Genomic DNA, 26,991 nt, shown 5'->3' on the forward strand with positions numbered 1-26,991 from the left:
TCCGGCAATGAAAGGCCAATACCCATGTTGAAGAATGACCTCGTCGATACCATTCGCGAGAAGGCATTGTGGATGCGCCGCAGGGCTTTCACGATGGTCTATGATGCCCAACTCGGACATCCCGGCGGCGATTTTTCGGCGATCGACATCATCGCGACGCTCTATTTCGGCGTGATGCGTTACGACCCGAAAAAGCCGGATATGCCGGAGCGGGATCGCTTCATCATGTCGAAAGGCCACGCAACGGGCGCGCTTTACACCGCCCTTTGCGCCGCCGGCTATTATCCGGAAGACTGGCTGAAAACCTATATGCAGCCGCAATCCAAGCTGAACGGCCATCCGAACCGCAATTATCTTCCCGGCGTGGAAACCAATACCGGACCGCTCGGCCATGGCCTGCCGGTGGCACTCGGTATCGCGATCGCCGGGCAGATGACCAATAGCGACTATCGCACCTTCGTTCTGACCGGCGACGGTGAGTTGCAGGAAGGATCTAACTGGGAGGCGGCGATGAGCGCCGGCAACCGCAAGCTCGGCAAGTTCACGCTCATCGTCGACCGCAATCGGCTGCAGCAGGGCATGGGTACGGAAGAGACCAACGGCCTCGATCCGCTCGACGACAAGTTCCGCGCCTTCGGCTGGGATGTCGAGGTGGTCGACGGACATGATGTAGGCGCTCTCGTCAACGCCCTGTCCGAACCGCCAGGCGGCCGTTCGAAACCGCTCTGCATCATCGCCAACACCATCAAGGGCAAGGGCGTTTCCTTCATGGAAAACAAGGCGTCCTGGCACCATGGCGTGCCGAATGCCGAGCAATATGATATCGCCATGGAGGAACTGGTCTGATGGCTGCTCCCGCTGCAAAACAGGAAGGTTTTTACGATTGTCGCGATGCCTGGGCACGCACGATCGAGGAACTTGCCGAAAACGATCCGCGCATTGTCGCTGTCGTCAATGACTCCGTTGGCTCCTCGAAGCTCGGCGGTTTCCAGAAGAAGTTTCCGGATCGGCTGATCAATGTCGGCATTGCCGAGCAGAACATGGTGGGCGTCGGCGCCGGTCTCGCAAATGGCGGGCGCATTCCCTTCGTCTCGGCGGCATCCTGCTTCCTGACCGGCCGTGCGCTCGAACAGGTCAAGGCCGATATCGCCTATGCCGGTTTCAACGTGAAGCTTGTCGGCCAATCGTCGGGCGTCGCCTATGGCGAGCTTGGGCCGACACACCATTCGATCGAGGATTTCGCCTGGCTGCGGCCGCTGAGCAATATCACGATGGTGGTTCCGGCCGACAGCTGGGAGACGGCGGAAGCGGTCAAATGGGCGGCTGCCCATGAAGGACCGGTCTATATCAGGCTCAGCCGCATGCCGGTGCCGGATCTGTCCGTTGAAGACCGGAAATTCCAGCCCGGCAAGGCCGAACTCGTCCGCAAGGGCAGTGACGTCACGATCATCGCCTGTGGCACCATGGTGCATCTGGCCGTGCAGGCTGCGGTAGAACTTGAGGCGGAAGGCATTTCCGCCCGTATCCTCAACATGGCAACGATCACGCCGCTCGATGAAGCTGCCATTTCCGCGGCTGCCAGCGAAACGGGTGCGATCGTCACGGTCGAGGAAGCCAATATTCACGGCGGCCTCGGCGGCGCGGTCGCCGAGCACACCTCCGCCAATCTTCCGGTTCCGATCGAGCGGATGGGCTTTCCGGGCTTCGTGCCGACAGGCTCGGTCGAATGGCTGTTCGATCACTTCGGCCTGACGGCCGCCGGGATCGCCAGGTCCGCACGCAAGGCGATCGGGCGCAAACGGGGATGAGCGCAGGCGGGAGGGGAGAATTCATCATTGCCGTTGATCAGGGGACGACCAATACCAAGGCGATCCTGGTCGATGCCGCGGGAGAGGTCGTCGCCAAGGCGTCCGCTCCCCTGACATCCAGCTATCCTCGCCCCGGTTGGGCGGAGCAATCTGCAGAGGATATCTGGGCGACGGTACAGGCGGTGATTGCCGATATCGTCGGCAAGGCCGGTGACAAGATTGCCGGGCTTGCGATTGCAAACCAGCGCGAGACGCTGGTGGTGTGGAACGCCGAGACCGGCAAGCCGATTGCGCCCGCCATCCTTTGGCAATGCCGGCGCACGGCAAAGGCCTGCGAAGCGCTGATTGCCGAAGGCCGCGACCCGATGGTGGTCGAGGCGACCGGGCTTTCGATCAATGCGCTTTTTCCCGCCTCCAAACTCGCCTGGGTGATGGAGAACGTGGCTGAAGCAAAGGCGCTTGCCGCGCAAGGCCTGCTTCGAGCAGGCACGGTCGATAGCTGGCTGCTCTACAAGCTGACGGGCGGAAAAGAATTCGCCACCGATCATTCGAATGCATCGCGCACGCAGCTGTTCAACACCGGCACGTTGAAATGGGATGAAGGTCTGTGCGACCTGTTTAAGGTTTCGGTCGCGGCCTTGCCCGATGTGCGCCCTTCCGACAGTCGTTTCGGCGAAGTGGCAGAGGGCGCAACCGCGCTCAGCGCCGGTGTCCCGATCCTCGCCATGATGGGTGACAGCCATGCAGCGCTTTATGGTCACCGCGTGCGTGAACCGGGCCTGGTCAAGGCGACCTATGGAACCGGTTCGTCGCTGATGACGCTGACGCCCGGACGTGTCCTGTCGAAAAACGGCCTGTCCAGCACGATCGCCTGGAGCGACCGGAACGGTGTCGCCTATGCGCTAGAAGGTAATATTACCGTATCGGCTCAGGCTGCTGCCTTTGCCGCCGAGATGCTCGGCCTGCCGGATGCAAAAGCCCTGTCCGCTCTTGCCCAAACCGTTCCGGATGCCGCCGGCGTCGTCTTCGTGCCGGCTCTTGCGGGCCTGGGAGCGCCGCATTGGAACGACAATGTCTCGGGCACGATTTCCGGCATGACGCTGGCGACAACCCGCGCCCACATCGCCCGCGCCACGCTCGATGCGATTGTCCTGCAGATATCCGATGTCTTTACCGCCATGGAAAAGGATCTCGGCGCAAGGCTCGATGGCCTGCTGGCCGATGGCGGCGCGTCTTCGAACGATTTCCTGATGCAATTGCAGGCAGATGTTCTGGATCGACCGGTGGCGCGGAGCGGTCAGGCGGAGGTCGGAGCGATCGGTGTCGCAATGATGGCGCTGCTCGGCCTGCATGGGGAGGGGGCTGGCGCCGACGAGACCCGAAGCGAGTTTCGGCCGCAAGCCGATGCAGCCGCCTGGCGACAGGAGGCAAGGCGCGGTTGGCAGTCGTTGCTGGCGAGGCTGATCGCGCATTAGGTCTGACGAGAGCGAACTCTCGTGTTGCTTCGCTGCCGAGGTCGCGCCTGAAGGGCGCGACATGTTCCTTTGCCGGCGAAAGCCGGCAAGGATCGATGGCAGGTATTTCAACTACTTTCGCGAGTGACTTTCGAATGGAGGCAACTTGGTTTTGAAAATAAGCAAATCGGATAAATTCGAAAACATTTGACAGAAAACGAAAATGCTTTGATAGTTGTCAACGAGGAACTTCAAGCGATCTTTGGGAGGAGATCATATGAAAACTTTCGCAAGACTTTTGGCTGCATCCGCACTGGCAACGGTGGTGGCGAGCGCAGCGCATGCAGAAGATCTGACCGTCTGGACGATCAGCTACTCGGCGGAATCTCAGGTGAAGGCGCTTCAGACGGCGGCCGAGAATTTTGAAAAATCCCACCCCGGTGTGAATGTCGAGATCGTCATGCGCGGCGTCGATGAGCACAAGACCGCCCTGCGCGTTGCAGCCGGGTCGGACAGAGGGCCGGACGTCTACATGAGCTGGGCCGGCCTCGGCCTCGGCGGCGAATATGTCAAAGCCGGTCTCAGCAAGGACATCACCGCCGACTACGCCAAATACGGCTGGAACGACCGCCTGACGGCGCCGTCCCTGGCATTCTCCAAGAGCTACGGTTCCGGCCAGCACGGCGTTCCGTTCCGCTTCTCCGGCGAGGGCCTGTATTACAACAAGGCGATGTTCGAAAAGGCGGGCATCACCCAGGAGCCGAAGACCTATGACGAACTCGTCGAAGCCGCCAAGAAGCTGAAGGAAGCGGGCATTCCCGCCTTCACCTTTGGCGGGTCGGTCAACTGGCATCTGATGCGCCTGATGGACGAAATCCTCGAGACCACCTGCGGCGCCGATGTCCATGACCAGCTGAAATCGATGAAAGCGGACTGGAGCAAGACCGAGTGCGCCACAAAAGCCTTCGCCGAAATGAAAATGTGGGGGCAGAACTATATCCTGTCGCCATTCATGGGCGTCGACCAGAAGCAGTCCTTCACGCTGTTCCTGGCAAAGCGCGCTGCGATGATGCTCGAAGGCGACTGGCTCGTATCGCAGATCAAGGAAGGCGGTAACGTCGACGATTACGACGTCTTCCCGTTCCCGAACGGTACCGGCCGCCTTTATGGCTTTGCCGAATATTTCTACATTTCATCGAAGACCAAAAAGGCGGATCTCGCAGCCGAGTTCATCAACTCGTTCACCTCGACTGAATTCCAGACCCAGATTGCCGGCACGTTCGGTGCGCTGTCCGTCAACAAGGAAGTGAAGCTGAAGGACGATGCGTCGGCCATGCACAAGGAATGGACGCAGATCTTCGCCGATGCGAAGGGCACGTTCGTCAATGGCGACCAGGCATTCCCGCTCGATGTGACGACCGAATATTTCCGCGTCATCAATGATGTCGCGGCAGCGAGGATCGAACCTCAGGCGGCGGCTGCTGCGATGCAGACGTTTATCGGCAACCGCAAGAAGTAAGTCGCGCGGCGCCTGATCTCTCCGCGGCGACGTCGCCGCGGAGACTGTCGACCTGCAAGGTAGGTCAGGACTCGGGACAAACGGGTTTCCAATGTTCAACTCAAAATTCATGCAGTCCTCACGGACGCAAGCCCTGCTGCTTATCGGTCCGGCGCTGGCGGTTTATGCCACCTTCGCCATCTGGCCGATGATCGAAGTGGTGTTCCTGAGCTTCCAGCACTGGAACGGCCTCGATCCGCACAGGGAATGGGTGGGGCTTGAGAACTACCGCTACATTCTGACGAATGACGCGGTGTTCTGGGTTGCCCTGCGCAACACCATCACCTGGACCATTCTTGCCGTCATCTTCCCGCCGACGATCGGCCTGCTCCTGGCGCTCGGTCTCAACCAGCAGCTTTTCGGCCGGGTGCCGATGCGCGCCATCTACTATCTGCCGGTCATCATAGCACCGATCGCGGTCGCGACCATCTGGCGGTGGATGTATGACCCGTTCTTCGGCCTGTTCAATCAGGTCCTGACCAGTCTGAGCCTGCAATCGCTGATCAGCGACTGGCTGGGTGATCGCGAGATCGCTCTCTATTCGATGTTCGTTGCCTATACCTGGCAGTATGTCGGCTTCTCGATGGTGCTTTTTCTCGCCGGCCTGCAGAGCGTCGATCGTTCGCTGGTGGAAGCTGCACGCATCGACGGCGCGAGCCGCTGGCAGGTTTTCCGCCATGTGACGCTGCCGGCGCTGCGGGTAACGCTGGCGATCGTGCTTGTCCTTTCGACCATCTCCTCGCTCAAGGCCTTCGACATCGTTTACGGCATGACCGGCGGTGGCCCGGCCCAGTCGACACAGATGCTGGCTTTGTGGGCTTTCATGCAGTCGATGCAGATCTTCGATTTCGGCAGAGGCTCGGCGATCTCGGTCATCCTGCTTCTGGTCACGCTGACCATTGTCGTTCCCTACCTGCGCTGGTCGCAACGTGATGAAGGAGCAGGCGAATGACTGCTATAGCACCCCGCCGCGAAGACGACTCCCTGCAACTCAAGCCGCGCCGGGACCCATTTCTGATCATCCTCTGGATCATCCTCGTCACCTTTGCGCTGGTCTGGATTGCGCCTGTCGTTCTGATCGCATTCACGGCGCTCAAGTCGAATGCCGAGGTTATGGCCACGAGCGCCTTCACGCCGCCGCAGGAGATTGCCTGGAACAACTTTTCCGGCGCCTGGGCGCGCGGCAATTTCGAGACGACGTTCAAGAACAGCGTCATCATCACCGTCATCAAGGTGCCTCTCGGACTGATGTTTTCGGCGATGGCGGCCTATGCGCTGGCAAGGATCAGGCTGCGTTTCGGCAAATTGCTGCTGCTGTTCTTCCTCTTCGGTGCGATGATCCCGTTCCAGGTCATGCTGGCGCCGATCTTCACCCTGGTGAACGGTTTTGGCCTGATCGATACCTATCCCGGCGTGATCCTGCCTTATCTGGCCTTCGGCGTTCCCTACCAGGTTTTCATCCTGCACGGCTTCTTCAAGGCGGTGCCGAAGGAATTGTCCGAAGCGGCGCTGATCGACGGTGCATCGCATGTCACGGTCTTCCGCCGGATATTCCTGCCGATTTCGCTGCCGGTGCTGGCTGCACTTTTGATCCTCGACTTCGTCTCCACCTGGAACGAATTCGCCATGGCTCTGGTGCTCTTGCAGGACCGTCACATGTGGACCCTGCCGCTCGGCCTGATGTCCTTCCAGGGACAGTTCTCGACCGATTACGGCCAGCTGAATGCGGCAATCGCCATGACCGTGTTCCCTGCGGTCCTCGTCTACATGATCTTCCAGAGATACTTCGTCAGCGGACTGACATCCGGTGCGGTCAAAGGCTGAAAATCCAATCATATCCAGGAGTTAGAAATGTCAGAACAAGTGAGCCGGTGGGACGTATTCGAGTTTTCGATCAAAGGTCCCGCAGGCGGCAATCCCTATCTCGACGTCAATTTCGCAGCGACGTTTTCGCTTGGCAATCGCGACGTGACGGTTCCCGGCTTCTATGATGGCGACGGCGTCTACAAGGTGCGTTTCTGCCCGGATACGGAAGGCGAGTGGCGGTTCGTCACGACATCGACCGACAAGGCGCTTGCAGGCCTGAGCGGCCAGCTCTCGGTCGGTCCGGCCAAATCGGGCGTTCATGGCCCGGTGCGGGTTCGCAACCAGTTCCATTTCGCCCATGCCGACGGCAAGCCGTATCTGCCCTTCGGCACGACCTGCTATGCCTGGACGCACCAGACGGTGGAACTGCAGGAACAGACCTTCAAGACGCTCGCAGATGGTCCTTTCAACAAGATCCGCATGGGTGTCTTCCCCAAGGACTACATCTACAACACCAACGAGCCTCTTTTCGACGTTTATGAAAAGCGCGCCGATGGCAGCCACGATCTGGACCGGCCGAATTTCGAGTGCTTCCGCCATTTCGAAACGCAGATCGGCCGCCTGATGGATATGGGTGTCGAGGCCGATATCATCCTCTTCCATCCCTATGACCGCTGGGGTTATTGCACGATGACGGAGGAGCAGGATTTCCGCTATCTCCGTTATATCGTCGCCCGCATCGCCGCCTATCGAAATGTCTGGTGGTCGCTTGCCAACGAATACGACTTCCTTCTGGACACGAAGCCGATGGAGCGTTGGGACCGCTTCTTCCAGATCATCGAGGAAGGCGATCCGTTGCGTCATCCCAAATCGATCCACAATGGCGACGTGGACAAGAACTATGATCACCGCAAGCCCTGGGTCGATCATGTCTGCATCCAGAACTGGGACGTCAAGAAGACGCTCGACTGGCGTGCGGCCTATGGCAAGCCTGTCGTGAACGACGAGCCGGAATATGAAGGCAATATCCCGAAGGAATGGGGTAATATCGATGGCCACGAACTGGTTCATCGTTACTGGCTGACCCTTTGCCGCGGCGGCTATATCGGCCATGGCGAGACATTCCTGGATGCCAATGACGAGCTCTGGTGGGCAAAGGGTGGCGTGCTTCACGGTGAGGCGCCGGCCCGTATCGCCTTCCTTCGCAATATCTTCGAAGAGGATGCGGTCAACGGCCTGACGCCGATGCTGGAGCGCGGAACGACCTACAAGCGCGTGTCCGCGGTGCAGGATGGCGATGTCCGTTACATCTATTTCGGCGAGCACCAGCCGGTCGAATGGGCGCTTGGCTTGCCCGAAAAAGACGGCGATTGGGAAATCGACCTCATCGACGTCTGGAACATGACGGTTACGCCGCTGGAAAAGGGACCGCTGCCAAAAGTCCATCCGCAGCGCATCACCGGCGGCTCGCATATCACCAACCAGTTTGCCGCCGCATTCGGGCTGAAACTCCCGGGCAGGCCGTATCTTGCCGTGCGCATACGCCCGCGCAAGACGCACTAGAGAAGAGGTATCATCATGGCGACGGTTCAAGTCTCCGATCTGCGCAAGAGCTTTGGTGCGCTCGAAGTGGTCAAAGGTGTTTCGATCGACATCCGGGATGGGGAATTCCTCATCCTGGTCGGGCCGTCTGGCTGCGGCAAGTCGACCTTGCTCAGAATGATCGCCGGCCTTGAGGACATATCGGCTGGGCGTATCGATATCGGCGGGCGTGTGGTCAACACGCTTTCGCCGAAGGAACGGAACATCGCGATGGTGTTCCAGAACTATGCGCTCTATCCGCAAATGACGGTCGGCCAGAACATGGGCTTCTCGCTGGAAATATCCGGCATGAAAAAGGCCGAGATCGACAAGAAGGTTTCGGAAGCATCCGAAATTCTCGGGCTGACCCCGCTCTTGCAGCGCAAGCCGTCGCAACTGTCCGGCGGCCAGCGCCAGCGTGTCGCCATGGGGCGTGCGATCGTTCGCGATCCCGATGTCTTCCTGTTCGACGAACCGCTCTCCAACCTCGATGCCAAGCTGCGCGTGCAGATGCGCGCGGAGATCAAGGCGCTTCACCAGAGGTTGGGATCGACGATCGTCTACGTCACTCACGATCAGGTCGAAGCCATGACCATGGCGGATCGGATCGTCGTTCTGCGCGGCGGTTGCGTCGAGCAGATCGGGACGCCGCTGGAACTTTACGATCACCCGGAAAACATGTTCGTTGCAGGGTTCCTCGGGTCACCGTCGATGAATTTCTTGCGCGGCAGGATCGAAGGGCAATCGCTGCTTCTTGCCGGTGGTGAGCGTCTGGCCCTGCCTTCCCTGCCGAAAGCCGCAAGCGGCGGTGATGTCGTTGTCGGTATCCGTCCGCAAGGATTTGCCGCAGGCCTACAGGACGGCGCAAGGGCGACGATCAAGGTCGTCGAACCGACCGGCGCCGACACGCATGTTCTGGCCGATATCGGCGGCACGGAAATCACCTGTGTCGTCAACGACCGGGTGGATTTTGCACCGGGCCAGGAAATCCGCCTGTCGATCACGTCTGCCAAGGTCCACTTCTTCGATCCGGCGAGTGAAGCCCGGCTCGATTGATCGAGGCCCATACAAGAACCGCGAGATTGTTTCATTCAGCTTCTCGCGGCGCTTGCATCACCCACTTGACCGGCCCGGCGGCCTGTCATAGCCTCATCGCATTCACCAGGGGTGTCCCGGCAAGGGGCTGAGATTCTGCTATCGCGCGCAGTGACCCGTTGAACCTGATCCAGTTCATACTGGCGTAGGGACGGTGCAAAACGCTGCGATAATTCTGAATTCGTAACCCGGATTCCGTCATCGGCGTTCTTCCATCTTTCCGGCTCTAGGACTGGGTCTCCAACCTTGAAACTTGGAGCCTCACGATGAATATTGCCGCCAAACCGCAAAGCCCGACCGTCACTTCGGGTCCTTTTCCGGCCTCCTCAAAAATCCATGTCGCGGGAGAGAAATTTCCTGATCTGCGTGTGCCAATGCGCGAGATCGCTCTCCACCCGACATCCGGCGAACCGCCGGTCACCGTCTATGACAGTTCCGGCCCCTATACCGATCCGAAACACATCGTCGCAATCGACCAGGGTCTTCCGCGCCTGCGCGAAAACTGGGTTCTGGGTCGCGGCGATGTTGGCCGCTATGATGGCCGCCACGTCAAGCCGGAGGATAACGGCTTTGCCACCGGCGAGCGGCTGACCCCCGAATTTCCCATTCGCAATATGCCATTCAAGGCGAATGCGGGTCGCGCCGTCACCCAGCTTGCCTATGCCCGTGCCGGCATCATCACCCCCGAGATGGAATTCATCGCCATCCGTGAAAACATCGGCCGTCAGGCGGCCAAGGAAGCCCTGGTCCGGGACGGCGAAAGTTTTGGCGCGCACACTCCAGATTACATCACGCCGGAATTCGTCCGTCGCGAAGTGGCCGAGGGCCGTGCCGTCATTCCAGCCAATATCAACCACCCCGAAAGCGAACCGATGATCATCGGCCGCAATTTTCTGGTGAAGATCAACGCCAATATCGGCAATTCCGCCGTCACCTCCTCCATGGCGGAAGAGGTGGAAAAGATGGTCTGGGCGATCCGCTGGGGCGCCGATACGGTCATGGACCTGTCGACCGGCCGCAACATCCACAATATCCGCGAATGGATCATCCGCAATTCGCCGGTGCCGATCGGCACGGTGCCACTTTATCAGGCGCTGGAGAAGGTCAATGGCATTGCCGAGGATCTGTCATGGGAGGTCTATCGCGACACGCTGATCGAACAGGCCGAACAGGGCGTCGACTATTTCACCATCCATGCCGGCGTGCGGCTTTCCTATATCCACCTTACCGTCAACCGCGTCACCGGCATCGTTTCACGCGGCGGCTCGATCATGGCCAAGTGGTGTCTGCATCACCATCGCGAGAGTTTTCTCTACGAGCATTTCGACGAGATCTGCGACATCGCCCGCGCCTATGACGTGACCTTTTCGTTAGGCGACGGCCTGCGCCCCGGCTCGATCGCCGATGCCAATGATGCCGCCCAGTTTGCCGAGCTGGAGACGCTCGGAGAACTGACGAAGATCGCCTGGGAGAAGGATTGCCAGGTGATGATCGAAGGCCCCGGCCATGTGCCGATGCACAAGATCAAGGAGAACATGGACAAGCAGCTGAAGACCTGCGGCGAAGCGCCGTTCTACACGCTCGGTCCGCTCACCACCGATATCGCCCCCGGTTACGATCATATCACCTCGGCCATCGGCGCTGCGATGATCGGCTGGTTCGGCACGGCCATGCTGTGTTACGTCACGCCGAAGGAGCATCTGGGCCTTCCGGATCGCGACGACGTGAAAACCGGCGTCATCACCTACAAGATCGCAGCCCATGCCGCCGATCTCGCCAAGGGGCATCCGGGGGCGCAGATGCGCGATGATGCCCTGTCTCGCGCCCGTTTCGAGTTCCGTTGGGAAGATCAGTTCAACCTGTCGCTGGATCCGGATACGGCGCGGAATTTCCACGACGAGACCTTGCCCAAGGACGCACACAAGGTGGCGCATTTCTGCTCCATGTGCGGCCCGAAATTCTGCTCGATGCGGATCTCCCACGATATCCGCGCCGAGGCGCAGAAGGAGGGGCTGGAGGCGATGGCGGCCAAATATCGTGACGGTGGCGATCTCTACATGCCGGTGGGAAATCCACTGGCAAATGCCGGGAGTGAAGCCTGATGTCTCTCTTTCTCGTCAAAGGGGCCGGCGTTGCCGGCCTCGCGGTGGCTCTTGAGCTTCTGAGACGCGGCGAAGATGTCGATATCGTCGATTATCAGGACACGATCGGGCAGGGCGCATCGCATTTCGCCGGCGGCATGCTTGCCCCCTATTGTGAGCGAGAGGCGGCGGAAGAGATCGTGCTGACGCTCGGTCTCGATGCCGCCGACTGGTGGGATCGGGCGGTGCCGGGGGCGGTCATTCGCAACGGCACGCTGGTCGTGGCGCAGCCGCGCGATTTGGCCGATCTTGTCCGGTTCGCTTCCCGCACATCGGGCCATATCTGGCTCGACCGCGAAGGCATAACCACACTCGAACCGTCACTTGCCGGCCGTTTCGACAAGGCGTTGTTTTTCGAAGGTGAGGCGCATCTCGATCCGCGCCGGGCATTGACCGGGCTCGCCAAGGCGATCCGCAATCTCGGTGGCCTGTTCCATCTCGGCTGGGGGCCGGTGCCGAAGAAGAACTATACCGCCGTTCTCGATTGCACCGGCCCGGCGGCGATCCCGCATATTCCCGGCCTACGCGGTGTGCGGGGCGAAATGCTCTATCTCGAAAGCGATGAGGTCGCGCTGTCGCGGCCGGTGCGCATGCTGCATCCGCGCCACCCGATCTATGTCGTGCCACGCGATGATCATCGTTTCATGGTCGGGGCAACGATGATCGAGACCGAGGACGACGGGCCGATTTCGGCACGCTCGCTGATGGAGCTACTGAATGCGGCCTATGCGCTGCATCCGGCTTTCGGCGAGGCACGTGTGGTGGAAACCGGCGTGGGTATCCGCCCTGCTTTCGACGACAATGTGCCGCGCGTGGTGGAGACGGATGGCGGGCTGGCGATTGCCGGCATGCACCGCCACGGCTTTCTTCTGGCGCCAGCCATGGCGAAAAAGGCTGCCGGCCGGCTTTCCAACGCCTATGTGCCCGAGAAGGAGCTGATCCCATGAACCTCATCGTCAATGGTGAAAGGCAGTTTCTGGAGGCCGCCACGCTTGCCGAGCTTCTGGCTGCGCTGGAATATGAAGGCGAGTGGCTGGCCACCGCCGTCAACGGCGATCTCGTCCATCGTGAAGACCGAGCGGATGCGAGTCTTAAAGAAGGAGACCGGATCGAAATCCTTTCTCCCATGCAGGGAGGCTGAACCATGCTGAAACTCTATGATGCCGAATTGTCGTCGCGCCTGCTGCTCGGCACGGCGCGTTATCCTTCTCCGGCGGTTCTGTCCGAGGCGGTCAATCGCTCAGGCGCGGGCATCGTCACCGTCTCGCTTCGCCGGGAAACTTCGGGCGGCAAAACGGGTGGCGCATTTTTCGAACTGATCCGGAAGCTCGGTGTGCGCATCCTGCCCAATACCGCCGGATGCCACAGTGCTTCGGAAGCGGAGCTGACCGCAAAAATGGCGCGCGAAGTATTCGGCACCAATTGGATCAAGCTCGAGGTTATCGGCCATCACGATAGTCTGCAGCCGGATGTCTTCGAGCTGGTTGAAGCGGCGCGCATCCTCACCGACGAAGGTTTTGCGGTTTTTCCCTATACGACGGACGATCTCGTCGTCGGTGAAAGGCTGCTGGCCGCCGGTTGCCGGGTGCTGATGCCCTGGTGCGCGCCGATCGGCTCGGCAGCAGGCCCGCGCAATCCATCGGCGCTTGTCGCCATGCGGGCTGCCTTTCCCGAAATTCCGCTGATCGTCGATGCCGGTCTCGGCCGGCCATCGCATGCGGCCACGGTGATGGAGCTGGGTTACGATGCCGTGCTGCTCAACACGGCGGTTGCCGGTGCAGGTGACCCGTCGGCGATGGCGCAGGCTTTCGCCGGGGCGATCGATGCGGGCCGCCTTGCCTATCTTTCCGGCATGCTGGAGCCGCGCGACATGGCGGTGCCTTCCACACCTGTCATCGGCAAGGCGGTGTTTTCATGAGGCTCGATCCTTTCTACCTCATCGTCGATAGCGCCGACTGGATCGAGCGGCTGGTGCCGCTGGGCGTCAAGCTTGTGCAATTGCGCATCAAGGACAAAGCCGAGACCGTTTTGCGCGCCGAAATCCGCCGCGCGAAGGCCATATGCTTGGCTCATGGCTGCCAGCTTGTCGTCAACGACTACTGGCAACTGGCAATCGATGAGGGCTGCGACTTCATCCATCTCGGTCAGGAGGATTTGGTCGAAGCCGATCTCGCTGCCATTCGCCGGGCGCAATTGAAGCTCGGGGTATCGACCCATGATATCGCCGAACTGGACAAGGCTCTTTCCGTAAAGCCGGATTATGTGGCGCTCGGCCCCGTCTGGCCCACCATCCTGAAGAAGATGAAATGGCAGCCGCAAGGCGTCGAACGTGTCGCCGACTGGAAGCGGCGGATCGGCGATCTGCCGCTGGTCGCCATCGGCGGCATTACCGCCGAACGCGCACCGCTGGTTCTCGAACAGGGCGCGCAAAGCGCTGCGGTCGTGACCGATATCGTGCTCAACGAAAACCCGGAAGCCCGCACGCGGGAGTGGCTGGCTGTGACGGCCGCGTGGCGACAGGAGTTGGAAACACAGGTCGGATGAAGGTTTCATGACAGGCGCTGTGCATGCGCGTTCCTGTCAAAACCTGTCATGAAAGCGTTATGCGAGGACAGTAGAAACGGCGCCGACTGGCTTGAGATTGCACGGCTGTGCATCTGCCGGTCAGCGCCGCCCCGATCATATTTCGATTGAGTTGGCGGTTCCCAATTTTACTCGCCCGACTGAATCGGAGATAAAGATGAAACGCCGTACTTTTATGATGTCCGCAGCCGGTGCCGCCGCCGGTCTGGCGCTCGCGCCCCGCATGAGCTTTGCCGCAAAGGGCCAGATCGACTGGTACACCAGCTCGGACACCAACATTCTCGATTTCTGGACAAATATCGTTAAGCCCGCATTCGAGGCTGCCAATCCGGGCCTCAAGCTCAATCTCGTCGATGCAGGCGACGGCGCCGGCATCATCGCGATCGGCGAGCGTGCGATTGCTGCCAAGCAGACCAATGCCGATCCGCAGGCAGACTTTTTCGAATCCGCCGACGCGCTTCTGCCGGCCGGCGCCATCAAGGCCGGCGTTTACACCAATATCAAGGCTGCCGGGCTTTCCAACTATTCCAAGGTCAACCCGCTCGCCATCGAAAGCGAATACAGCCTGCCTTACCGCGGCTCACAGGTTCTGCTTGCCTACGACACGACCAAGCTGAAGCCGGCCGATGCGCCGAAGACCTGGGACGCGCTCGTCACCTGGATCAAGGCCAATCCGGGCCAGTTCGTCTATAACCGTCCCGACAAGGGCGGTTCGGGTGGCAATTTCGTCCGTCGCGCCATCCATCAGGCAAACGGCCTCGACCCGAAGGCCTTCAAGGTCGACAACTATACCCCTGAATTCGGCGAGGAAGCGCTCGGCAAGGCGTGGAAGCTTCTGGCCGATATCGCTCCGCATCTCTACGACAAGGGCGCCTATTCCTCCGGCAACACCCAGTCGCTGCAGCTTCTTTCGCAGGGCGTCGTCACCATGATCCCGGTCTGGTCGGACCAGGTTCTGCAGGCGATCGAGCAGGGCGTGCTGCCGGCTGAAACCGGTCTGGTACAGCTGCAGGATCTGGCGCTTTGCGGCGGTTTCACCCGCTCCGTCGTCATCGAGAATGGTGCAAATCGCGAGGCTTCGCTGAAGCTCGCCGATTTCATGCTTTCGGAAGAAATGCAGAGCGCCATCCTTACCGAACTCGGCGGTTTCCCCGGCGTTTCCTGGGATCACGTCTCGGAAGATCTGCGTAAGAAGTTCGCCGACATCATCCCGAAGACGATCCCGACCTTCCCGGGCGGCAAGTGGGAAGCCGCCATCAATGACGGCTGGTATCGTCACGTCGCACCGAACGTCGACCGCAAGTCGTGAGCGAATTCGTCGAAAGAGCGGTTTCGGTACCCGCCGAGACCGCAGCAGGCAGGAGGCCCATCGGCCTCCTGCTTGTCGCCATACCCGTTTTTCTGGTGATCTGGCTCGTCATCTGGCCGGCCATCAACGCAATCAGCCGCACGATCTGGCGCACCGATGCCGACGGCAATTCCAGCTTCGACCTGTCGAGCTATGCGTTCTTCTTTTCCGATCGATACAGCCTCGACAATCTGGCCATAACGCTCTGGACGACGCTTGTCTGCGCGGTCCTGCTTCTGGTCATCTGCCTGCCGATCGCGCTTTACCTGCGCTTTTCGCATGGCCGTCTACCGGCCTATGTGCAGGCGCTCGCCATCCTGCCGATGTTCGTGCCGTCGATCATCCTCGCCTTCGCCTTCATCCGCGTGCTCGGCCCCAACGGCATGGTCGATATCCTGCTCAATGCAGTCGGATTGCCAAAAATCCGCACGCCCTATCTCACGCCCTGGGGGCCGGTCATCGGTCTCGTTTGGGATAACATTCCGCTGACTGTCCTGATCCTGCTTTCGGGTCTCGGCAGTGTCGCCAATCAGTCCATCGAGGCTGCGCGCGATGTCGGTGCCAATACACTCCGTGTTTTCTGGCACATCATCCTGCCGCGCATTTCCAATTCCATCCTCGTGGCGCTTTCCTTTTCGGTGCTCGGTATTTTTTCGTCCTTCACGCTTCCCTATCTGCTCGGTCCGGCCTCTCCGGAAATGCTCGGCCCATTCATGCAGCGTACCCTGCGCGATGTTCAGGACCCGATCGGAGCCATGACGCAGGCCGTTGTCGCTTTCGGTTTCTGCATCCTGTTCGGGCTCTTTTATGTGCGCTCCGTCGCCAAGAACCGGGGGAAATGAGATGACGTCTCTTACCCTCAAGCGCGCGCGCCCAGACTGGTCCGGCATCGCCTTCGCGGTTATCCTGACGCTGGTCATCATCGGGCCGCTCGTCGTTGTCGCCACCTGGGCCTTTACCGAGGTCTGGCGTTATCCCAACATCATTCCGCAGAAATTCGGCTTCCGTTTCTGGGGCCAGACTTTGGGTCGCCCTGATGTCTGGAACGCGCTGATGCTGAGCCTGAAGCTGTCGACGGTGGTGACGCTGCTGTCGGCGCTGATCTGCCTTCCGGCGGCTTACGCTTTTGCACGGATGAAGTTTCCCGGGCGCGATATCCTGTTCTTCTCCTTCCTCGCCGGCCATGCCTTCCCGAAATTCGGCCTGCTGGTGGCGATTGCCGCGATCTTCCTGCAGCTCAATCTCATCGGCACCTTCTGGGGCGTCGTGCTGATCCAGCTTGTCGGCACACTGATGTTCATGATCTGGATCCCGGTCGCGGCTTTTCAGGCGGTCGATAAGCGCATGGAAGAGGCGGCGCGCGATGTTGGGGCCAGCCCCTTGCGGGTTTTCTGGTCGATCACCCTGCCGCAGGCCGGGCCGACGATTTTCGCCGCCGTGCTGCTGAGCTTCGTCGGCACATTTTATGAAACCGAAGGCGCCTGGCTGATCGGGGCTCCCGGCATCCGCACAATGCCGGTGCTGATGATCAGCTACATCAACAACCAGATGGTCATCCAGTATGGCGCGGTTCTCTCGGTTCTTCTCTGGGTTCCCTCGTTCATCGCCCTCATGTTCGCCCGCCGGGTTATCGGTGGCGGCGCATTTGCCCGCGGTTTCGGCGGTTAGGAAATATCATGTCTGTTCTTCATATCGCTGAGGTCACCAAGACCTTTTCCGGCGGCACCCACGCCGTCAACAGCTTCTCTCTCGATGTCGCCGATGGCGAACTTGTCTGCCTTCTCGGCCCCTCCGGCTCGGGCAAGTCGACGCTCCTGCGCATGGTCGGCGGCTTCGAACAGCCGACCAGCGGGCGCATCACCATTGATGGCGAAGATGTCACCCATCTGCCGCCCGAACGCCGGCCGACCGGCATGGTATTCCAGAGCCATGCGCTCTGGACCCATATGAATGTCTTCAAGAACCTCGCCTTCGGTCTGAAACTGCGCCGCATGCCGGCAGCGGAGATCAGGGAAAAGGTCGAGGCGGTGCTCGAACTGGTCGGGCTTGCCGGTTATGGCGACCGCATGACCAACCAGCTTTCCGGCGGCCAGCAGCAGCGCGTGGCGCTGGCGCGTTCGCTGGTGCTGGAGCCGAAAATCCTGCTTCTCGACGAACCCTTTGCCAGCCTCGACCAGCATCTGCGCGAGCGCCTGCGCGAAGAGGTGAGGGACATCCAGCAGCGGCTCGGCATCACCACCCTGTTCGTCACCCACGGCCAGGACGAGGCGCTTTCCATGGCCGATCGCATCGTCGTCATGGCGAACGGCAAGACCGAGCAGATCGGCCGCCCCGATGTCGTCTATCGCGACCCGAAAACGCCTTTCGTCGCCGGTTTCATCGGCACGATGAACCTAGTCGAAGGCGAAGTGAAAAACGGCCATTTCGCACGTTCTGACTTCAGCTTCCCGCTGTCCATTGCGGACGGTCCGGCAACGCTCGCCATTCGTCCCGAAGCACTGGATCTCACCGTTTCCGAGACACCCAAGGCGAAAGTGCATCGTGTGACCGACTACGGATCGCACGGCCTGGTCGACCTTGATCTCGCCGATGGCACGCGGTTGAAATCGATGGTAGCCCATCCCGACCTGTTTCGCACGGGGCAGGGCGTCGATCTTGAACCCCGCGCCGTCGCCGCCTATCGCAACAACCAGCAGATCTTCCGGAGCTGACCGTGAGCGCACCCATCCATCTTGATCGCGATGGCCATCGCACGGCCATCAAGTGGCATCGCGGCCGTCGCCGTATCTCCGATCCGGTCTTTACCGGCGGGCTTATCGTCGAGGCGATGCGGCTTGGCGCCAGTGTCGAAGTCGATCTCGTCGTTCATGGCGATCACGGTTTTGCTGTCCTGCATGACCTGATGCTGGAGCGGGAAACGACCGGCCACGGCAAGGTGCGCGACACATCGGCCGACGCCCTGCGCGCGCTTCATCTGCGCGGCAATGACGGCGAGCCTATCGCCGACAGGGTTCTGCTTCTGGAAGATCTCTGTGCGCTTCTTAGCCGCGAAGGCGTGCATCCCGACGCGTTGCTGCAGCTCGACTACAAGGAAGACCTTCAAGCGCTGACCCCGCAGGCCATCTCCGGTTTCGGCAAGAGTGCAGCGCCGATCGCCGCATCGCTGATCCTGTCCGGTGGTGATTTCGACGCCATCGAAGCGCTGGCCAAGGCCGCTCCCGGCATAGCGACGGGATATGACCCCTGTTACGGCGAGAGCTTGGCACGTTTGAAGGCGACGGGCGACTATCGCGACTTCATCGAACAGGCGCTGAACACTGCCCCCGATGCCGGCATGATCTATCTCGATTACCGCATCGTCCTTGCCGCCGAGGATGCCGGTTTCGATCTCATCGCGCCCGTCCACGCGAACGGCCGCCGTGTCGATGCCTGGACGATCAATCACATCACTCCGCAGACTATTCCCCTGGTCGAACGCCTCTTGAAGCTCAAAGTCGACCAGATCACCACAGATGACCCGGAAGGGTTAGCCAAGGCATTCAGTTCATGACAGTCAATTACAGCAAGATCCTCGACCACATGGTCGAAACCGCCCGCGAGGCCGGTGCCCTGACGCTCGAGCATTTCAAGCGCTTTCGCGATATCGAGATCGGCATCAAGGGACCGGGCGATTTCGTCTCCGACGCCGACAAGCAATCCGAGACGCTGATCCGCGAACGCCTCCTCAGCCAGTATCCCTGGGGCCTGACCGGCGAGGAATTCGCTCCCGTCGAAGGCTCCGACAGCGAACATCGCTGGCTGGTCGATCCGATCGACGGCACGACGAACTTCATCTACGGCCAGCATTACACGATCACAATTTCGCTGCGCCGCGGCAACGAGACGATGTGCGGCCTCATCTACAATCCCGTTTCCGACGAGATGTTTACCGCGATCAAGGGTGAGGGCGCCTATCTCAATGGCACGCGCCTGAATGTCAGCACCTCGACCGATGTGGCGCTGATGTGCGTCGGCACCGGCCTGCCGACACCTAACCTGCAGCTGCATCCGGGCGCCTATCAGCGTCTCGATGAGATCCGTGCGCCGATCGGTGCGGTTCGCATCGTCGGCAGTGCGGCTAATTCCTGCGCGTATGTCGCTTGCGGTCGACTGACCGGTTATTACGAGGAGACGGGTTTCGTCGATACGGCGGCCGGAATTCTCATCGTCCAGGAAGCTGGCGGGATCGTCACGGACTGGTGGGGACGCGGCCCGGAGGTCTATGAAAAGACCGGCACGCTCATCGTTGCCAACCCGGCGACCCACGCCTATCTGCTGGAACGCCTTCGCGGAGCACCGCCGAAAAACGCGGCCTGAATTTTTGCTCCATGCCTGCCTCCAGGCGGGCATGGAGCTCTTGCCTCTCGCGATGTTCTCTTGTCTGGCAAAGCTTATCGCCAACCTTCAAGCAGCCGCCCGTTCAAGGCAAATGCCGCGTGCAGCACTCGGCAGATATTTGCGACAGATCAAAAGATACCCTGCGGTTCATTGTAACAATGAGCCAAAGGACACGTCGAACATTTTCCGGTTTTCAAAAGGCGCTGGTGCCGTCTGATCAATGTCGATCTCATTGATCTTCTGACGTGATAAACTGCTATGGCGTCATCTGTTCACCGCGTTGTTCCAGATACAATTCGCGGCAAGCTCCTCGCGATTTTCGGTGTCGCGGTCATTTTGCCGATGGTTGCTGCGGGCATCCTGATGGAGCGAGAGGGCAAGTCTGCCCTGCTGCATGAGAAAGAGCAGAAACTCTTCGGCATAACGAGAATTCTCGACCTCTATCTGGATGCCGATTTGAAAGATCTGCTTGCCGACAGGCGGGCTTTGTCAATCGGAGCCAGGCAGGAACGTCTCACGCAGCTGAACAACAGGCTCTCCTCCTTCACGGATATGGTTGCCGCTGCCAATCCGGGGATCGGCATCGGTTATTATTCGAAGGCTCTGGATGCGATCGTTACCTATGGTCCGAGCAGGCAATATGGCCGCGCGATCGGGATGCCGATTGCTGCGGACCATCCGGGGCGGATTGTCATGAGAACCGGCCATGAGCGGATAGAGACCGGTCCGCAGGTCCGTGGTTCAATCATGAATGCGATGCGCCCGATCAAGCAAGGTGAAGAAATCGTCGGTTACATATGGGCAAACGAGCTGTCGACAGATGTCGAGCGGCAGACTTTTGCAATCGACCGGGCCGCCATATATGTCTGCGGAACGGGTATTCTTCTTGGTACGGTCCTCGCCTTCGGCCTTTCCCGTGGCCTTGATCGCGATATCAAAAGCATCACGCGCGGATTGGCGCATATGCGCACGGATCTGAGCGTCAAGATTCCCGAGCCGCTCGGGGAAATAGGTGCAATCGCGATCGAGATCAACGGGATGGCGCGCGCGGTTCTGGATGCGCGATCGGTCACCGAACGGATTTTACACAGCATCGCCGATGGGGTTGTCGCCGTGGATAGCTCCAGCCGGATCACATCGATAAATCCTGCCGGGCAGAAAATGCTCGACGTGACCGCGCCGGAGGCGATTGGTCATGCTTCCGATCTTGTATTCGGAGAGAATTATATCTTTTCACGATTGTTGCTCGATGCGCTGGATGCGGGAGAAGAGCATACGGATATTCCCGGCGAGATCGTTCTGCAGGAGCGCAGCCTGCATGTGGCAGTGTCCAGCAATGTGCTGCGTGACAGCAGCGAGAAAACGATGGGCGCCGTTGTCGTCATCAAGGATCTTACGGAGCAAAGCCGCCTTCGAACGCAGGTCATGCGGGCCGACAGGCTTGCGGGGCTCGGCGAACTTATGGCCGGCGTTGCGCATGAAATCCGCAATCCGCTGACATCCATCCGCGGGTTCATGCAGTTCCTGGAAAGCTGCGACGACATCGAGGAGTGGCAGAAATATTCCCCCCTGATCATCCGCCAGGTCGACAGTCTCAACTCTATTATCGCCGAGCTCCTGGAGTTCGGAAAGCCGCGGCCGCCTGCGATCCAGTTCGTCCAGATCAACGATCTGTTGAGAGAAGTGCTGCTTCTGGCTTGCGGCAAGTCGAGCGTCCATGTGGTGCTCGACCTGTCGCCCGACCTGCCTGCCATTGAGGGAGATGGCGAATCCCTGAAACAGGCGTTTCTGAATATCATCATCAACGCGCTTCAGGCGATCGGGAGAGACGGCAGGATCGAGATTTCCACCTCGATGCAGACGAATAGCGTAGCACTGGTCCGTTTTAGGGATGATGGCGAAGGGATTGCTGCCGAGGATCTCGAAAAGATCTTCGATCCTTTCTACTCCACCAAGCCGAATGGAACCGGTCTCGGCCTCGCCATGGTCCACCGCATCGTCGACGCGCATTACGGAACAGTGACGATCTTCTCAAAGCGAGGAAAGGGAGCTGAGGTCAACCTCCGGCTTCCCCAGTTACACCATAGAACCGATGGGTTGCCCGTATCATGAACAGATCCACCAGCACCGCACTTGTCGTCGACGATGACGAGGCCATTCGTCAGATGCTCATGGCCGTGCTGACGAAGGCGGGTTATGTCGTCACCACGGCCCGTGATGGGATGGAAGCCGTTGCGGCATTTTCGACGCAGCGCCCCGACATCGTCCTGATGGATATCCGGATGCCGAACATGACCGGTCTTCAGGCTCTGGCTGAGATACGCCGGATAGATCGGGCGGCAACCGTAATCCTGATGACCGCCTATGCCGAGGTCGGCACCGCTGTGCAGGCGATAAAGGACGGCGCATTCGATTACATCATCAAGCCGTTCGATATCGAGGAGGTCATGCTCCTCATCGGCAGGTCGCTCCAGATGCGGACCATGCGTGACGATATCGCAGCGCTTCAGCGGGAGCTTTCCGCCAGCTACCGTATGGATCGCATCCTCACCAATAGCCCGAAAATGCTGAGCCTGCTGCAGATGGTGGCCAAGGTTGCGAGAAGCAATGCCACGGTCCTGGTGACGGGAGAAAGCGGCACCGGCAAGGAGATGATTGCTTCGGCCATCCACTATAACAGCACGCGCAGCAACGGCCCCTTCGTCAAGATCAACTGCGCGGCCGTGCCTGAGGGATTGCTCGAAAGCGAATTCTTCGGCCACGAGAAAGGGGCTTTTTCGGGCGCGGTCTCTCGCCGGTCGGGACGTTTCGAACAGGCGGATGGTGGAACTCTTTTTCTCGATGAAATCGGCGATATTTCCGCCAGCCTGCAGGTCAAGCTCCTGCGGGTTCTGCAGGAGCGGGAGTTCGAGCGTGTCGGTGGCGACAAGCTCATACCTGCGGATGTTCGCATTGTCGTCGCGACCAACCGGAACCTGGAGGAAATGGTCCGGCAGAACCTGTTCCGCCAGGACCTCTATTTCCGTCTCAATGTCGTTACGCTGCGAACGGTTCCGTTGCGGGAAAGACCGGAGGACGTCCGCCTTCTGTCCAGCCATTTCCTCCAGCGCTTCGCTTCCGAAAACCATATCGACGTCGATGGCTTCGATCAGAATGCCGTCGAATGCCTGATGCGATATTCGTGGCCGGGGAATGTCCGCGAGCTTTCCAATGCTGTGGAGCGCGCGGTCGTCATGAGCACGGGCGGCCTGGTTTTTGCCGAAGACCTGCCGGAAAATATCAGATGCGGTCTGGAAGAAGGCAGCGACCTGACCGTGACAACGGAGCCGGACGATCGGGACAAGGCGCTGCGCGACCTGATCTCGGATTATGAAGCCAGGGTCATCGCCGATGCCTTGACGCGCAATGGTGGCAACAGGGTCAAGACGGCCCGCCAGCTTGGCATCAGCCGCCGCTCGCTGCTCTACAAGCTGCAGGAATACGAACTTACCTGAACCGCCCGGCCTTGCCGGATGCGGTGCGCAACGCTGTGCGCACTATGCAGGATCTTGCACCGATAACCTCTTCCCCAGCTATCAAACAGCAAGCCTGGAGCGCTTTTAGCGCCGAATGAAGGTGGCACGCTTTATGCAATTTAAATAGGCGAACCGCCTGAAAAGGTCTCTCGTGAAGCATTTTTTCCAGGCAGTTCAGGAGGATCAGTCCTGCCGGCGCCTATCCGCGCCGACAGGCAAATTCTCCTTCCCGTCAAGGAAAGGATGAATATTTCATGAGTAAATTGCGAAACCTGGAAGATGCCGTTGCGGCTATTCCTGATGGTGCGGTGTTGATGATCGGCGGCTTCATGGGCGCCGGCACGCCCCACCGTCTAATGAACGAACTCGTGCGGCAAGGCAAAAAAGGCCTGACGGTCATTGCCAATGATACCGCCCGTCCGAATGTCGGTATCGGCAAGCTGATCGATGCGAAACTCGTCGCAAGGCTGGTAACCAGCCATATCGGCACCAATCCCGAAACACAGCGGCAGATGATTGCTGGAGAAACGCAGGTCGAACTCGTGCCTCAGGGCACGCTTGCAGAGCGCATTCGTTCCGGCGGTTTCGGGCTTGGCGGCGCTCTCACGCCGACAGGCGTCGGCACGACCGTGGAGGAAGGCAAACAGACAATCGAGATCGACGGCAAAACCTATCTCGTCGAGAAACCGCTAAAGGCGGACTTCGCCCTGATCAATGCCAAGCGCGCTGACTATTACGGAAACGTCGATTACGCGCTGACGGCGCGAAATTTCAATCCACTGATGGCAATGGCGGCCGAAACCGTGATCGTCGAAGCCGCGGACATCGTTCCCGTCGGCGTTATCCCACCGGATGTGGTCGTCACCCCGAATGTGCTGGTGGACTACCTCATTGCTACGGAGAACCGTCATGGATGAAAAGACTTTGATCGCCAAGCGTGTTGCGCTTGAACTGCAGGATGGTTTCCTGGTCAATCTGGGTATCGGCTTGCCGACGATGGTTGCCGCCTATCTGCCGAACAACATGAATGTTTTCTTCCAATCGGAAAACGGCATCATCGGCATGGCGGCGCTTCCTGAACAGGGCTTTGCGCTAGGAGATCTGACCGACGCCGGCGGCGCTTTCATCGGCGCCCTGCCGGGAGCCTGCGCCTTCGACAGCGCCACGTCCTTCGGGCTCATTCGGGGCGGCCATCTCGACGTCACTGTCCTTGGCGGCCTGCAGGTCGATCAGTCGGGGCAACTCGCCAACTGGATGGTGCCGGGCAAGATGGTGCCGGGCATGGGCGGGGCGATGGACCTCGTTTCGGGTGCAAAGCGTGTGATCGTTGCCATGCAGCATACGGCCAAGGGAAAGTCGAAGATCGTGCAGAAATGCACGCTGCCGCTGACCTCGGTGCGCCGCGTTGATCTGATCGTCACCGACCTTGCCGTTCTCCAGCCAAGCGATGAAGGCCTTATCCTCAAGGAGACCGCGCCCGGCGTCTCGATCGATCAGGTAAAGGCCGCAACCGACTGCGAGCTGATCATTCCCGCAAACGTTCCCGAGATGCAGATCACAGAGTGATCCTTCTCTCATTCAGAAAGAGATAAATCATGTCGTCCGTTCCCAGCGGGGAAACGAGCGCGAGCCGTTTCAACCCCATTCACGCCCTGACAAAGGGCCTTTCAAGCCTTGTAAGCCGTTACCTGCCTGATCCACTGGTATTTGCTATTCTCCTGACGATCATAACGTTTGCCCTTGGCGTCTTCCTGACGCAGTCCTCCGTGCTCGACATGGTGAATATGTGGGGCGACGGTTTCTGGAACCTTCTCGCATTCTCGATGCAGATGGCTCTGGTTCTGGTGACCGGCCATGCCCTGGCCAGTTCAGATCCCATCCACAAACTGATGGTGAAGCTGTCCTCCATTGCCAAGACACCGCGTCAGGGCGTTATGCTGGTCGTGTTTGCCTCGAGCGTTGCCTGCGTCATCAACTGGGGCTTCGGTCTGGTTGTCGGTGCCATGTTCGCCCGTCAGGTGGCCCGTCGTATTCCCGCAGCAGATTATCGCCTGCTGATTGCGTCGGCCTATATCGGCTTCATGACCTGGCACGGCGGCCTTTCGGCCTCCGTTCCGCTGGTCGCCGCCACTCCTGGCAATCCAATGGAGAAGTCGGTCGGTCTCATCCCGATTTCCGACACGATCTTCACCGGCTACAACATCTTCATCACAGTCGCCCTCATCGTCGTCCTGCCGTTCCTGTGCCGCTTCATGCACCCGGCCGAAAAGGATGTCGTCGCAATCGATCCCAAGCTCCTGAAGCCGGAAGAATCGACAAAACGTGTTCTGGGGCCGGATGCCACCTTTGCGGAACGTCTGGAAGAAAGCCGCGTCTTCGTCTGGATCGTTGCTGCGCTCGGTATCGTCTATCTGGTTCAGTATTTCCAGAGCCATGGCTTCAACATGACGGTCAACATCGTCAACCTGATCATGGTGATCGCTGGCTTGCTGCTGCACCAGACCCCGATGGCATATGCTCGCGCCATCAGCAATGCAGCCCGCGGAACGGCAGGGATTATGATCCAGTTCCCGTTCTATGCCGGCATTCAGATGATGATGGAGCATTCCGGTCTCGGTGGTCTGATCACCAACTGGTTCGTTGAAATAGCCAACAAGGACACATTCCCGGTTCTGGCATTCCTGTCGTCCGGCTTCATCAACTTTGCCGTACCTTCCGGTGGCGGACACTGGGTCGTCCAGGGTCCCTTCATCATGCCGGCCGCACAGGCTCTCGGCGTGGACAAGGGCATGGCCGCCATGGCGATCGCCTATGGCGAAGAGTGGATGAACATGGCTCAGCCCTTCTGGGCACTGCCGGCGCTTGCAATCGCCGGACTCGGGGTGCGCGACATCATGGGTTATTGCGTGACCGCACTCATCGTCACGCTGCCGATCTTCCTGATAGGCCTCTACTGCTTCTGACATCGGCGCGCGCCGGCAAACCCCGGCGCGCCTGTTTCTCCTTTTGAAAATGGCCAAAAGTGCCGGAGTAAAAACCATGAGCAATATCGTAATTGTTTCTGCCGCCCGCACGGCGATCGGCAAGTTCATGGGTGGGCTTTCCACCCTTCCCGCAAGCGAGCTGGGCTCGATCGTCATCCGCGAAGCTCTCGAACGGGCCAAGCTTGAAGCCTCCGCCGTTTCCGATGTCGTGCTCGGCCATGTGCTGAGTGCCGGCCAGGGCCAGAACACCGCTCGCCAGGCAGCCGTTGCCGCCGGCATTCCGATGGGTGCCACGGCACTCACCATCAACCAGGTCTGCGGTTCGGGTCTCCGTGCGGTTGCCCTCGGCGCCCAGTCGATCCTTGCCGGCGATGCCGATGTGGTGGTGGCCGGCGGCCAGGAAAACATGAGCCTTGCCCCGCATGCCGCAGTGTTGCGCACTGGCGTCAAGATGGGCCCGGCCGAGTTCGTCGACACGATGATCAAGGACGGCTTGTGGGATGCCTTCAACGACTATCACATGGGCATCACTGCAGAAAACGTCGCTGAGAAATATGCACTGACCCGCGCTGAACAGGACGCTTTCGCACTGGCCTCGCAGACCAAGGCCGCTGCCGCAATTGCGGACGGTCGGTTCAAGGCAGAGATCGTGCCGGTGACGATCAAGACCCGCAAGGGCGATATCATAGTCGATATCGACGAGAACCCGCGCGCCACGACGCTCGACGTTCTGGCCGGACT

The 26,991-nt window shown here is 59.8% G+C and carries 25 protein-coding genes and 1 riboswitch; all 25 genes read left to right on the forward strand.

What is annotated here, in order from left to right:
• Positions 1-24: 24 nt before the first annotated feature.
• Positions 25-846: a transketolase gene (locus HNQ72_RS28095; protein WP_183997598.1), complete on the forward strand. Its 822-nt coding sequence runs from the start codon at positions 25-27 to the stop codon at positions 844-846.
• Positions 846-1,808, forward strand: a complete 963-nt coding sequence (locus HNQ72_RS28100) for a transketolase family protein (protein WP_183997600.1) — start codon at positions 846-848, stop codon at positions 1,806-1,808. The genes HNQ72_RS28095 and HNQ72_RS28100 overlap by 1 nt, the downstream gene beginning before the upstream one ends.
• Positions 1,805-3,283 carry an FGGY-family carbohydrate kinase gene (locus HNQ72_RS28105; protein ID WP_183997602.1) on the forward strand — a complete coding sequence of 493 codons (1,479 nt, stop codon included), beginning with the start codon at positions 1,805-1,807 and terminating at the stop codon, positions 3,281-3,283. Before HNQ72_RS28100 ends, HNQ72_RS28105 begins: the two co-directional genes overlap by 4 nt.
• 256 nt (positions 3,284-3,539) lie before the next feature.
• Positions 3,540-4,781: an ABC transporter substrate-binding protein gene (locus HNQ72_RS28110; protein ID WP_183997604.1), complete on the forward strand. Its 1,242-nt coding sequence runs from the start codon at positions 3,540-3,542 to the stop codon at positions 4,779-4,781.
• A 91-nt stretch (positions 4,782-4,872) separates the two neighbouring features.
• A complete protein-coding gene (locus HNQ72_RS28115; RefSeq protein ID WP_183997606.1) occupies positions 4,873-5,772 on the forward strand; it encodes a carbohydrate ABC transporter permease in 900 nt (299 codons plus the stop codon).
• Positions 5,769-6,644, forward strand: coding sequence for a carbohydrate ABC transporter permease (locus HNQ72_RS28120; RefSeq protein ID WP_183997608.1), 876 nt, complete (start codon positions 5,769-5,771; stop codon positions 6,642-6,644). Before HNQ72_RS28115 ends, HNQ72_RS28120 begins: the two co-directional genes overlap by 4 nt.
• A gap of 27 nt (positions 6,645-6,671) precedes the next feature.
• Positions 6,672-8,189: a DUF5060 domain-containing protein gene (locus tag HNQ72_RS28125; protein ID WP_183997610.1), complete on the forward strand. Its 1,518-nt coding sequence runs from the start codon at positions 6,672-6,674 to the stop codon at positions 8,187-8,189.
• 15 nt (positions 8,190-8,204) lie between these two features.
• Positions 8,205-9,263, forward strand: coding sequence for an ABC transporter ATP-binding protein (locus tag HNQ72_RS28130; RefSeq protein WP_183997612.1), 1,059 nt, complete (start codon positions 8,205-8,207; stop codon positions 9,261-9,263).
• Positions 9,264-9,360: 97 nt separating this feature from the next.
• A riboswitch (TPP riboswitch) is annotated at positions 9,361-9,472 on the forward strand.
• 96 nt (positions 9,473-9,568) lie between these two features.
• Positions 9,569-11,404 carry a phosphomethylpyrimidine synthase ThiC gene (gene thiC, locus HNQ72_RS28135; RefSeq protein WP_183997614.1) on the forward strand — a complete coding sequence of 612 codons (1,836 nt, stop codon included), beginning with the start codon at positions 9,569-9,571 and terminating at the stop codon, positions 11,402-11,404.
• A complete protein-coding gene (thiO, locus tag HNQ72_RS28140; protein ID WP_183997616.1) occupies positions 11,404-12,390 on the forward strand; it encodes a glycine oxidase ThiO in 987 nt (328 codons plus the stop codon). Before thiC ends, thiO begins: the two co-directional genes overlap by 1 nt.
• Positions 12,387-12,584 carry a sulfur carrier protein ThiS gene (thiS, locus tag HNQ72_RS28145; RefSeq protein WP_183997618.1) on the forward strand — a complete coding sequence of 66 codons (198 nt, stop codon included), beginning with the start codon at positions 12,387-12,389 and terminating at the stop codon, positions 12,582-12,584. The genes thiO and thiS overlap by 4 nt, the downstream gene beginning before the upstream one ends.
• Before the next feature lie 3 nt (positions 12,585-12,587).
• A complete protein-coding gene (locus tag HNQ72_RS28150) occupies positions 12,588-13,361 on the forward strand; it encodes a thiazole synthase (protein WP_183997620.1) in 774 nt (257 codons plus the stop codon).
• Positions 13,358-13,987 (forward strand): thiamine phosphate synthase, encoded by a 630-nt coding sequence (locus HNQ72_RS28155; RefSeq protein ID WP_183997622.1) that lies wholly within the window; start codon positions 13,358-13,360, stop codon positions 13,985-13,987. The genes HNQ72_RS28150 and HNQ72_RS28155 overlap by 4 nt, the downstream gene beginning before the upstream one ends.
• 196 nt (positions 13,988-14,183) lie before the next feature.
• Positions 14,184-15,335, forward strand: coding sequence for an extracellular solute-binding protein (locus tag HNQ72_RS28160; protein ID WP_183997624.1), 1,152 nt, complete (start codon positions 14,184-14,186; stop codon positions 15,333-15,335).
• A 59-nt stretch (positions 15,336-15,394) separates the two neighbouring features.
• Positions 15,395-16,216, forward strand: a complete 822-nt coding sequence (locus tag HNQ72_RS28165; protein ID WP_244654618.1) for an ABC transporter permease — start codon at positions 15,395-15,397, stop codon at positions 16,214-16,216.
• Between the two features lies 1 nt (position 16,217).
• A complete protein-coding gene (locus HNQ72_RS28170) occupies positions 16,218-17,042 on the forward strand; it encodes an ABC transporter permease (RefSeq protein WP_183997628.1) in 825 nt (274 codons plus the stop codon).
• Between the two features lie 8 nt (positions 17,043-17,050).
• A complete protein-coding gene (locus tag HNQ72_RS28175) occupies positions 17,051-18,085 on the forward strand; it encodes an ABC transporter ATP-binding protein (protein WP_183997630.1) in 1,035 nt (344 codons plus the stop codon).
• A gap of 2 nt (positions 18,086-18,087) precedes the next feature.
• Entirely contained in the window at positions 18,088-18,924 is an 837-nt protein-coding gene (locus HNQ72_RS28180) for a glycerophosphodiester phosphodiesterase (protein ID WP_183997632.1), read from the forward strand.
• Positions 18,921-19,730 (forward strand): inositol monophosphatase family protein, encoded by an 810-nt coding sequence (locus HNQ72_RS28185; RefSeq protein WP_183997634.1) that lies wholly within the window; start codon positions 18,921-18,923, stop codon positions 19,728-19,730. Before HNQ72_RS28180 ends, HNQ72_RS28185 begins: the two co-directional genes overlap by 4 nt.
• Before the next feature lie 279 nt (positions 19,731-20,009).
• The gene (gene atoS, locus HNQ72_RS28190) at positions 20,010-21,863 is read left to right on the forward strand and encodes a two-component system sensor histidine kinase AtoS (RefSeq protein ID WP_183997636.1); all 1,854 of its coding nucleotides are present in this window, start codon (positions 20,010-20,012) and stop codon (positions 21,861-21,863) included.
• Complete coding sequence (atoC, locus tag HNQ72_RS28195; RefSeq protein ID WP_183997638.1) at positions 21,860-23,245, forward strand: acetoacetate metabolism transcriptional regulator AtoC; 1,386 nt, start codon at positions 21,860-21,862, stop codon at positions 23,243-23,245. The genes atoS and atoC overlap by 4 nt, the downstream gene beginning before the upstream one ends.
• Before the next feature lie 275 nt (positions 23,246-23,520).
• On the forward strand, positions 23,521-24,183 hold the full coding sequence (locus tag HNQ72_RS28200; protein ID WP_183997640.1) for a CoA transferase subunit A: 663 nt from the start codon (positions 23,521-23,523) through the stop codon (positions 24,181-24,183).
• Positions 24,176-24,832, forward strand: coding sequence for a 3-oxoacid CoA-transferase subunit B (locus HNQ72_RS28205; RefSeq protein ID WP_183997642.1), 657 nt, complete (start codon positions 24,176-24,178; stop codon positions 24,830-24,832). Before HNQ72_RS28200 ends, HNQ72_RS28205 begins: the two co-directional genes overlap by 8 nt.
• A gap of 29 nt (positions 24,833-24,861) precedes the next feature.
• Positions 24,862-26,229 carry a TIGR00366 family protein gene (locus HNQ72_RS28210; RefSeq protein ID WP_148146968.1) on the forward strand — a complete coding sequence of 456 codons (1,368 nt, stop codon included), beginning with the start codon at positions 24,862-24,864 and terminating at the stop codon, positions 26,227-26,229.
• Positions 26,230-26,305: 76 nt separating this feature from the next.
• Positions 26,306-26,991, forward strand: a 686-nt coding sequence (locus HNQ72_RS28215) for a thiolase family protein (protein ID WP_281400800.1), incomplete at its 3' end; no start/stop codon positions are given.

It is taken from the genome of Aliirhizobium wenxiniae (genome assembly GCF_014201355.1).
Lineage (GTDB): Bacteria > Pseudomonadota > Alphaproteobacteria > Rhizobiales > Rhizobiaceae > Neorhizobium > Neorhizobium wenxiniae.